This is a genomic window from Clostridium sp. (assembly GCF_047777555.1).
Classification (GTDB): Bacteria; Bacillota; Clostridia; order Clostridiales; family Clostridiaceae; genus Clostridium_H.
In genome coordinates this window covers 1-8,277 of sequence record NZ_JBKEEV010000018.1, presented here as the reverse complement: position 1 = coordinate 8,277, position 8,277 = coordinate 1, and the positions used below count along the sequence as shown (strand labels likewise).

General features: G+C 32.7%; 14 protein-coding genes and 1 pseudogene. 10 read left to right on the top strand and 5 right to left on the bottom strand.

Annotation, left to right across the window (positions count from 1 at the left end; genetic code table 11):
* Together ACFWTK_RS13215 and ACFWTK_RS13210 are read left to right on the top strand one after the other, a co-directional pair.
* On the top strand, positions 1-819 hold an 819-nt coding region (locus ACFWTK_RS13215), incomplete at its 5' end, for a hypothetical protein (protein ID WP_438825482.1).
* Between the two features lie 8 nt (positions 820-827).
* Positions 828-1,481: a hypothetical protein gene (locus ACFWTK_RS13210; protein WP_415876415.1), complete on the top strand. Its 654-nt coding sequence runs from the start codon at positions 828-830 to the stop codon at positions 1,479-1,481.
* Between the two features lie 70 nt (positions 1,482-1,551).
* Here the strand turns inward: ACFWTK_RS13210 and ACFWTK_RS13205 are convergent, their stop codons facing one another.
* Both ACFWTK_RS13205 and ACFWTK_RS13200 read right to left on the bottom strand, forming a co-directional pair.
* Positions 1,552-1,818 (bottom strand): hypothetical protein, encoded by a 267-nt coding sequence (locus ACFWTK_RS13205; protein ID WP_415876417.1) that lies wholly within the window; start codon positions 1,816-1,818, stop codon positions 1,552-1,554.
* Positions 1,740-2,426, bottom strand: a pseudogene (locus ACFWTK_RS13200) (Abi family protein). Before ACFWTK_RS13200 ends, ACFWTK_RS13205 begins: the two are co-directional and overlap by 79 nt.
* Positions 2,427-2,965: 539 nt before the next feature.
* Between ACFWTK_RS13200 and tnpA the strand changes: the two are divergent.
* From tnpA to ACFWTK_RS13160, 8 genes are all read left to right on the top strand, one after another.
* Positions 2,966-3,283, top strand: coding sequence for an IS66 family insertion sequence element accessory protein TnpA (gene tnpA / locus ACFWTK_RS13195; protein ID WP_415876414.1), 318 nt, complete (start codon positions 2,966-2,968; stop codon positions 3,281-3,283).
* Between the two features lie 33 nt (positions 3,284-3,316).
* Entirely contained in the window at positions 3,317-3,508 is a 192-nt protein-coding gene (gene tnpB, locus ACFWTK_RS13190; protein WP_415876413.1) for an IS66 family insertion sequence element accessory protein TnpB, read from the top strand.
* The gene (locus tag ACFWTK_RS13185; RefSeq protein ID WP_415876412.1) at positions 3,489-3,632 is read left to right on the top strand and encodes a hypothetical protein; all 144 of its coding nucleotides are present in this window, start codon (positions 3,489-3,491) and stop codon (positions 3,630-3,632) included. The genes tnpB and ACFWTK_RS13185 overlap by 20 nt, the downstream gene beginning before the upstream one ends.
* 108 nt (positions 3,633-3,740) lie before the next feature.
* Complete coding sequence (locus tag ACFWTK_RS13180; protein WP_415876411.1) at positions 3,741-4,004, top strand: hypothetical protein; 264 nt, start codon at positions 3,741-3,743, stop codon at positions 4,002-4,004.
* A gap of 88 nt (positions 4,005-4,092) precedes the next feature.
* Positions 4,093-5,237, top strand: a protein-coding gene (locus tag ACFWTK_RS13175) for an IS3 family transposase (protein ID WP_242862612.1) whose coding sequence is annotated in 2 segments (ribosomal slippage) — positions 4,093-4,339 and positions 4,339-5,237 — 1,146 coding nt in all. Because the reading frame shifts where the segments join, the coding sequence is not laid out codon by codon here.
* A 4-nt stretch (positions 5,238-5,241) separates the two neighbouring features.
* Positions 5,242-5,856, top strand: coding sequence for an IS66 family transposase (locus ACFWTK_RS13170; protein ID WP_415876410.1), 615 nt, complete (start codon positions 5,242-5,244; stop codon positions 5,854-5,856).
* A 238-nt stretch (positions 5,857-6,094) separates the two neighbouring features.
* Positions 6,095-6,415, top strand: coding sequence for a hypothetical protein (locus ACFWTK_RS13165; RefSeq protein WP_415876409.1), 321 nt, complete (start codon positions 6,095-6,097; stop codon positions 6,413-6,415).
* A gap of 106 nt (positions 6,416-6,521) precedes the next feature.
* Positions 6,522-6,674, top strand: coding sequence for a hypothetical protein (locus ACFWTK_RS13160; RefSeq protein WP_415876408.1), 153 nt, complete (start codon positions 6,522-6,524; stop codon positions 6,672-6,674).
* A gap of 386 nt (positions 6,675-7,060) precedes the next feature.
* Here ACFWTK_RS13160 and ACFWTK_RS13155 read toward each other — a convergent pair whose 3' ends face one another.
* The 3 genes from ACFWTK_RS13155 to ACFWTK_RS13145 all read right to left on the bottom strand — a co-directional run bounded on the left by ACFWTK_RS13155 (position 7,061) and on the right by ACFWTK_RS13145 (position 8,227).
* A complete protein-coding gene (locus ACFWTK_RS13155; RefSeq protein WP_415876407.1) occupies positions 7,061-7,540 on the bottom strand; it encodes an IS3 family transposase in 480 nt (159 codons plus the stop codon).
* Positions 7,486-7,875 (bottom strand): IS3 family transposase, encoded by a 390-nt coding sequence (locus tag ACFWTK_RS13150; protein ID WP_415876416.1) that lies wholly within the window; start codon positions 7,873-7,875, stop codon positions 7,486-7,488. The genes ACFWTK_RS13155 and ACFWTK_RS13150 overlap by 55 nt, the downstream gene beginning before the upstream one ends.
* A gap of 94 nt (positions 7,876-7,969) precedes the next feature.
* The gene (locus ACFWTK_RS13145; RefSeq protein ID WP_415876406.1) at positions 7,970-8,227 is read right to left on the bottom strand and encodes a transposase; all 258 of its coding nucleotides are present in this window, start codon (positions 8,225-8,227) and stop codon (positions 7,970-7,972) included.
* Positions 8,228-8,277 lie beyond the last annotated feature (50 nt).

Genomic DNA, 8,277 nt, shown 5'->3' with positions numbered 1-8,277 from the left:
GAAATTCTAGCTGAAAATCAATATGGATTTTTAGATAATCCAATAATCTCAAATTACTTTGATCTTGAAGAGAAAACGAGCTACTTAAAATCTTTAAAGATAATGAATGATAAAAGAAACTTTTACTTTGAAATGATTCCATGCTTAACATCCTTTATAGAATTATTAAAAGATGAAGGCAACCTAAAATCATTAGACAAATATATTTTTAAAGAAATAAATGATGTTAAATTAAATGTAAATGAAGAATTAATAAATCAAGCTAAACGAATAAATAAAAAGGGTTTTGATTTGATGAAAATCAAAGATCCTTTGAATTTTGATACGTTGAAAAAATCGTATTTAACGGCCGTAAAGTTGCATCATCCTGATATAGGGGGAAATACTCAGGATATGCAAATAATTAATGAAGCCTACTCACAATTTCACAAATTAATAGCATTTAAAATAGAAAGTAGAGATAATCAAAAGAGGATAAGGTATGCAAAAGATTATGTTTATTACGCTTACATTGATTTAATTAATATATTATTAGATAGTTGGAATATAGATGGTGCTTACTACTGTATGAAAGAAGCTATTGAAAACGATATATTTAATGAGACGTTTAAAGATCCATATAATTACTATGAATGTTCTTTGGCTATTAGTATATGCGGAATGCTTCCTGATATTAACTTTAAAGATCAGGCCTTTGAGCTATTGGAGTACAGTCAAACACTTGTTGAAAATATAGAAAGTGCGATAAAAGATTATTATATAAAGAGTATCAATAAATTAATAGATAACTTAGAAAATAATAAAAAACAAGGGTTGTAATTAACCATATGATTCAAGCTGATAATGCAGTTAGATTGGGAATTATATCCAAACGAAAATATAATCAATATATTAGTAAATTTAATAAGGCGGAGGTTAGCAAAAAAGAAACTGAAGAGAAACTAAAGACTATTTTATCTGAAAATTCATTTATAGTTCCTCTCGCCAATGAAGAAAAAATATTTAAAAAATTATCAAATTATAGAGGTGGACAATTAATACCTGAACCAAAATATTTTCAATGTGACCTAAGAGATCTATCTAAGTTACAACAATGGGAGTACTTTAAAACTTTCTCTGAAAGATCTAGCTTGGCTCTTATTAGAAAATATGCATTTGTTAGGCTTTATAGTTATTTAAATTGTATTTTTGAATGCTGGGATTATGAACTTTGTATTAAAATAACTGATGAAATTAAACTTATTATCAGTATTTTTAGAGATAACAAGTCAGTCCAACACTATTCTAATAAAATACTAGAGGCATTAAATATTTTACTAAACTTAGATAAGGAAACACGAGCTAAAAGACTGGATATTATAAGAAAGTACAGTACCATAGAAGATGAGGCTCTAGATACTCCGATTAATAATAGATTTATGGAATTCATTACAATGCAGATAGATGAAATTGAGTATATAGTAAATAAACAGTTCAGTTGATATGCTGATTTATACATTTTACAAATAAGTTAAAATTAGAAAAGAGAGCCTTCATTAACAATGGCTCTCCTTATATTAATAATTGATCCCAGTTTTCAGGAAAACCCATGGATGCTAATATGCTATTTATTGTAACAGATAGAAATTTATTTTCATATCTATCAAATAGTTTCTTTAAATTCCTTATTAAATATGTATAGTCTTCCTTGGCAATAACTAGTTTCAAAAAAGCTACCATTGTGAAAAGATTACCTGGACTTAATAAGTTGGTGGAGATATTAATAGCATTAGAAATATCTGCACTTCTAGCAGGTCTATGTAATTTAAAATTGTACAATCGTTCCTCGTGAGCACATACAATAGAGTCGCAGTTTTAAGTATATTTATAAGCATATTGGAAGTAAAATGAATATCGATATAATAGCTTCTTTTATAGGCTATAGCAAAATCCTTAGCTATTTTATTTTGTGTCGCATCATCAATACACTCATAAAAATTTTGTATATTTCCTAAAGTCAGATATTTAACTAATACCCAAAGGGGTACACCATCATGCTTATCTAGGTAATGAGTAATAGGGTTATTTTTATTAGACTATCTAGAAATTTCATTTGAAATAACAGCAATCAATTTAAGAATTTGCTTTAGCTTAGCGGGATCTCTAGAGTAGTTTAACATATTTAAATAAGCATTTGGTTCCCTATACTCTTGAGAGAATTGATAAGATAGCTTAGACTTTATGTTGCTCTCAAATTTTAATAATTCTTTAAGGAGAATATTCCTTAAATCACGATCGAAACAATATAATGCATAAATTTCATCAAAGGATGCACCATCCATATACTTTTCAGGGGATACAGGTCTATTGGTATCATCTTTAATTAAGAACAGGTCTTTATAGCCATTAATAAGTGCGTAATAATTTTCCCGTTCTAAAATCCTCATTGCTCGCGAACCATCGTTAATAGTTAGCCCTCTTTCATCCCGAAGAATTCTTAGTTGCTGTCTGTGAGTTTTAAAGGGTTTCATATATATCACTCCATAAAAATAGCCCAGTCCTCGTAAGGAACATGGGCCTGATCGGTAAGATCATTATATTATATGTTAAATAGCTTGTCAATATGTAATTAAATAGTAATACTATTAGTTTATTACCCATATAGCTAATAAATGTTCTTAGAATAAAAAAAGATTTACACATAGTTTAGTGGTTAATGTGACAATGGTAATTTATTTAAAGCAACCTTAGGACGATTATAGATACTATTTTCTAATATAGCAATACAAAAAAATAGATAGCATTTATAAATGTTTAAGACACATAAATTCTCAAGCTTTATTGTGAATATAACAGGCACCGAGGAACAATCAGCAATCTTTAATTGTGTTGATGGGTGAGGGCTTATTATGTAAGCGTCAATTCTAGCCCACATTAACAGCCTAAAACTTCTGTGAGATAATCTTCCTAAAGGAGGTATCTCAAAATGAATGATGATGAAAGAAAGCTATGGGCTGATCGGATTGAAGATTATAGATCTAGTGGTTTAACAGCAGTTAAATGGTGCGAGGAAAGAGGTCTTTCCCATACCCTCAGATATAGGATTAATAAGTTTAATAAGGAAAAGAAACAAGAATCTAAAGAGGTTCACTGGAAAGCTGTCCTCCCTGAAAAGCCAAAGGTCTATGAAAAGACAGTCTCTTCTTTAAGGGTTACCATAGGAAATTCCACAATCGAAGTAGCCGAAGGTTTTGATCCCAATACTTTTAAGGAAGTAGTTAGGATTCTCTCTCAAAAGTGTTAAACCAATACCGCATAAATCAAGTTTATTTAGCTCTTGGTCCAACGGATTCTTAGAAAGTCCATTGATGGATTGGCCCTTATTGTTCAGGAAAGCTTTAAACTAGATCCCTTTTCTAGAAATCTCTTTGTCTTTTGCAATCGCAAAAAGGACAAGATCAAAATCCTGGAGTGGGATCACAACGGGTTTTGGCTACACTATAAGAGACTTGAAAAAAAATACATTTAGGTGGCCCGATGGATCCAGCGGTAATATTGCCATTGATGAAAGAGAATTCAGGTGGCTCCTAGATGGTTTATCCATTAAACAAAGGGGCGCTCACAAACCTACCAAGGAACGGATTATCATATGAAATAGTTACAAAAATCTAGTGCTATAAAGGCCACAAAAACATTGAGAAATGTGGCTTTTATGGTGCTTTTTTTTATCATTTTCACCCTAAAAATGGTATAATAGAAGCATGAAAACAATAGAGAAAAACCCCGATAAAGAACTAAATACAATGGATGAATCTATTGAATCACTTCAAAATAAATGCGCCCTCTTGCAGCAAGAAAAGGAAGAGTTAGCTGCAAAACTTAAGTGGTATGAGGAGCAGTTTCGCCTTAGCCAAGAAAAACGCTTTGGCACTTCCAGTGAAAAATGGATTCTGATCAATTATCCATCTTTAATGAAGCGGAGAAAGAATCCAGACCAAACGGGAAAGAACCTGACCTTGAAGTGATTACATACAAACGCTTGGTGTTAGTATATTAGTGTAGACACAAAAAGCCGAACACCTTAAAATATAAAAAGGGAAGGAAGTGTCTACAATGGCAAAAGGGCAAAAGTATTATACAGAAGAATTTAGAAAGACAATTGTAGAGCTCTATAACTCTGGTAAGAGTTTGGCAGAGCTTAGCAGCGAATATGGCATATCAAAATCAACAATCAATGGATGGATTAAGAAAGCTAAACCAATAACTGTGGATAAAGATACAACTATAACATCAGAAGAGTATCAGGCAATGTTAAAGAAGATGGCAAGGCTTGAGGAGGAAAATGAAATATTAAAAAAAGCCATGGCCATATTCGCAAAGAAGTAACCTCTATTTTTGAGTTTATAAATGATCATAAAGAAGAGCATGATATCACGCTAATGTGTGAAGTGTTAAAGGTTTCAAGAAGCTCTTTTTATAAGTATCTAAACAAAACCGAAAGCAAAAGAAGCGTAGAAAACAAGATGTACGAGGAAGAAATACTGAAGATCTATAAAGATAGTAAAGGTCGTTATGGTGCTCCCAAAATACATAAAGTGCTTCGTGAAGAAAGAGGACATGCCATAAGCCTTAAGAGAGTCCAAAGGATTATGAAAAAACTAAATATAAAATCCATAATTATCAAAAAATTCAGACCTCACTCTTCCAAAAGCAAAATAGAGGCTAAAGAAAACGTTTTGAAAAGAGATTTTTCAACAACTACAATAAATGAAAAATGGGTTACTGATATAACTTATATTTATACACTTAAAGACGGATGGTGCTATCTTGCTTCAGTTTTGGATCTTCATACAAAGAAAATTATTGGCTATGCTTTTTCAAAGACTATGGATACAGAACTAGCTATAAAGGCTGTAGAAAATGCCTACATAACTCAAAAACCAAAGAATACTGTTATACTCCACAGTGATTTGGGCTCCCAATATACAAGCTCTAAATTTGATGATTATCTTAATGAACATAATATAGTTCATTCCTTTAGCGGCAAGGGATGTCCCTATGACAATGCTTGTATAGAATCCTTTCATGCTACACTAAAAAAGGAAGAAGTAAACTTAGCTACATACTATGACTTTGATGCTGCAAGGCTAGCTATATTTGAATATATAGAATCCTGGTACAACAGAAAAAGGCTTCATAGCAGTATCGGTTATATGACTCCTCAACAGCTTGAAGATGCTTTAAGAAAAACTGCATAAAAATTTGAGTTTTTGTGTCTACTATATTGACATAAATCCATTTACGGATGCCCTCAAGGCATTGCCAAAGGACTCTACAGTCACCAGAACCACCGCAGGGGAAGGGGTAGATTTTTGTAATAAACTCTTTAAGATTGAACAGGATTTAAAGAATTTAACTCCTGAAAAGCGCTATGAAATTCGCCTCCAGAAAAGCAAACCTGTTTTAGAGGCTTTCTTGTCATGGCTAAATAGTAAAAGCAAACAGGTTCTGCCCAAAAGTAGCCTTGGAAAAGCTATTAAATACTGTTTAAATCAGTGGCCTAAGCTGGAAGCTTTTCTTTTAGATGGTAACTTAGAAATCAGCAACAATCGTGCTGAAAGAGCCATCAAGCCCTTTGTTATTGGGAGGAAGAATTTCCTGTTCTCCAAATCCCCCAAAGGTGCCACAGCAAGTGCCATTGTTTATAGTATTGTTGAAACAGCAAAGGCAAATAATCTCAGTCCCTTCCATTATTTAAACTATGTATTTGAAGCCCTACCAAACATTGATTCGGAAGATCATAGAGAACTCGATGCACTACTTCCATGGTCTGAATCACTTCCCAGTGATATAAAGGTAAAGAATAATAAACTATAATAATAATCCTCCATCTTTGCAAAGTGGAGGATTATTTAAATCTATATTTATATACACCTCCCATGGTGCATATTATTTCATAATCTAATGGTAATAACTATGTGTGCTCTATTTGACGCTTACATATAAAATGACAGAGTTTTTCAATGAATTTCCTCCCTGTATTAAATTTGTCGATCAATCAATGTTAGAGGGAAACTATCTTGTAAAAATAAGCTCCGCTCCCCCTGCATTTAATATGGAGCGCATTATAGTATGGGATTGGAAAGAGACAAATATCCGTAAGGAATCTCAAGGCATAAATCGGGATAAGCAAAGTATTCAGTATCAGGTAATTCAAAATTTAACTTCCACAAATCAATATGAAGTAATTTTTGATGACGATTCAGCAGGAGAAATAGCAGATGTTGTTGGTGTTATCGATAAAAACGATAAAATTACTGTACAATTCTATCACTGTAAATATGCTCATGGAGATAGTCCAGGTGCACGTGTAGCTGATTTATACGAGGTGTGTGGACAAGCTGAAAAAATCTATAAAGTGGTGTCAAGATCTTAGTGCAATTATTGATCGTATGATACGAAGAGAAGCAGCACGTGCCCAGTTAGGCGGAACACGATTTGAAGTTGGTAGCCTTAAGAAACTCAAAGAAATAAAAAACAAAATGCGTATTTTCCCTACAACTTTTGAAATATTCATTGTTCAACCTGGAATTGATTCTACATCCATAACAGATGATATGCTTCGTATACTCGCTGGAACAGCATCTTACTTGATGGACACATACAGTATTAACTTACAAGTTATTTGTAGTTGATCCTTTCTTAGATTAAACAAATATTATTTTTTATTTTCATAATATTTAAAACGGTTAAGATTAAATTCTTCATCACGGATATTATATCAATGATGAGGAGTTTTTTGTTTTACGGTTATTTTAAGGTATTATGCCTAAACATATATCTTCTGAGTTTATAAATGAAAGCTTGATTAACCAGTTATGCTGAGTAAAGTGATAAATTAGTCAGTAGTCATCTTGTTTGTACAAGACGAAAAGCATTGATTAGATCATACTGTGACTTAGCCTGAAAAGGAGGTGATGCCTATGTTTGCACTGATACAGACTGGACCTATGTCAATACTTTGGACACAAAAAGTTGAACATTTTCTCTCTGCATGATATTAATACGTAGAGAAAGATTACTAAGCTGCAAGAATCTCATCTTCAACCTGCTGTGGGGTTTTATAATCCAGCGCACTGTGCCTCCTTCTGCGGTTATACCAAGACTCTATATATTCAAAGATAGCTGTTTTAGCCTCTTCAAATGTATGATATGTATTTAAGTATACTTCTTCCTTCTTTAATACAGAATGAAAGGATTCCATACAAGCATTATCATAAGGATTTCCCTTTCTGCTGAAGGAATGCTTCATATTTTTTTCTATAAGCATATCCTCAAATACTGCGCTTGTATATTGGCTGCCTAAATCTGAATGAAGGATAATACCTGTAGTATCTTCTACATTGAGACATGCATTTTCTACAGCCTTTTTAGCTAATTCGGCGGTTGGATTTTTACCATATGAATAACCGATGATTTTCCTATTATATAAGTCCATAACTGATGCTAGATAAGTCCAGCCCTCTTTAAGAACATGTATATACGTAATGTCAGTAACCATTTTTGGTTTATTGTTGTAGTAGTAAAATCACGATTTAGTATATTTTCCTTATCGTCTGGAACCTTACCTTGGTTATTTTGATACTTATATTTGCGTACTACAACACTGCGAAGACCAAGCTTAGCCATATGTCTTTGCACTCTTTTAACAGAACAAGGGATACCAGCGTCTTCAAGATCTCGCTGTATCTTAATAGCACCGTAACGCCCCTTAGATTTGTCATAGTAATATTTAACTTCATCACTAAATTTCTTGTAATCAATTTCTCTTTGCGATATAACATGATTAATTACGGCATAATAAGTACTGCGAGGAAACTTAAGTACCTTGCACATTTGTTTAACAGTATAATTATCAAGATTAGCTTGAATAAAGGACACGTACTCAGCTATTGATTTTTGGCAAATATGGCAAAAGCCAACTTGTTGGCTATAAGCTTATTTTTAATATTTCATTTTCTATCTTTAGTTCCTTCATTTTCTTTTGAAGAGCCTTATACTCTTTCATAGAAATAGTTTCTGTCTCTGAAACCTGTATTGGGGAAAGAAGCTTTACCCAGGTAGAGATTGTGCCCTTTGGAACGCCATATTCGTTAGATAATTCTGTTATACCTTTTCCAGCCTTAATACGCAGGTCTACAATCTGCTGCTTGAATTCTGGTGTATAGGATTTTTGCTTTTTTGCCATGATTGAACACTCCTTTGTTATATTATAGAATGTTCAACTTTCCGTGTCCA

Coding starts and splice junctions, on each gene's coding strand:
- ACFWTK_RS13210 (WP_415876415.1), top strand. CDS start 828: ATGATTCAAGCTGATAATGCAGTTAGATTGGGAATTATATCCAAACGA.
- tnpA (WP_415876414.1), top strand. CDS start 2,966: ATGAATGATGATGAAAGAAAGCTATGGGCTGATCGGATTGAAGATTAT.
- ACFWTK_RS13180 (WP_415876411.1), top strand. CDS start 3,741: ATGAAAACAATAGAGAAAAACCCCGATAAAGAACTAAATACAATGGAT.
- ACFWTK_RS13165 (WP_415876409.1), top strand. CDS start 6,095: ATGGAGCGCATTATAGTATGGGATTGGAAAGAGACAAATATCCGTAAG.
- ACFWTK_RS13160 (WP_415876408.1), top strand. CDS start 6,522: ATGCGTATTTTCCCTACAACTTTTGAAATATTCATTGTTCAACCTGGA.
- ACFWTK_RS13155 (WP_415876407.1), bottom strand. CDS start 7,540: ATGGTTACTGACATTACGTATATACATGTTCTTAAAGAGGGCTGGACT.
- ACFWTK_RS13150 (WP_415876416.1), bottom strand. CDS start 7,875: ATGTGCAAGGTACTTAAGTTTCCTCGCAGTACTTATTATGCCGTAATT.
- ACFWTK_RS13145 (WP_415876406.1), bottom strand. CDS start 8,227: ATGGCAAAAAAGCAAAAATCCTATACACCAGAATTCAAGCAGCAGATT.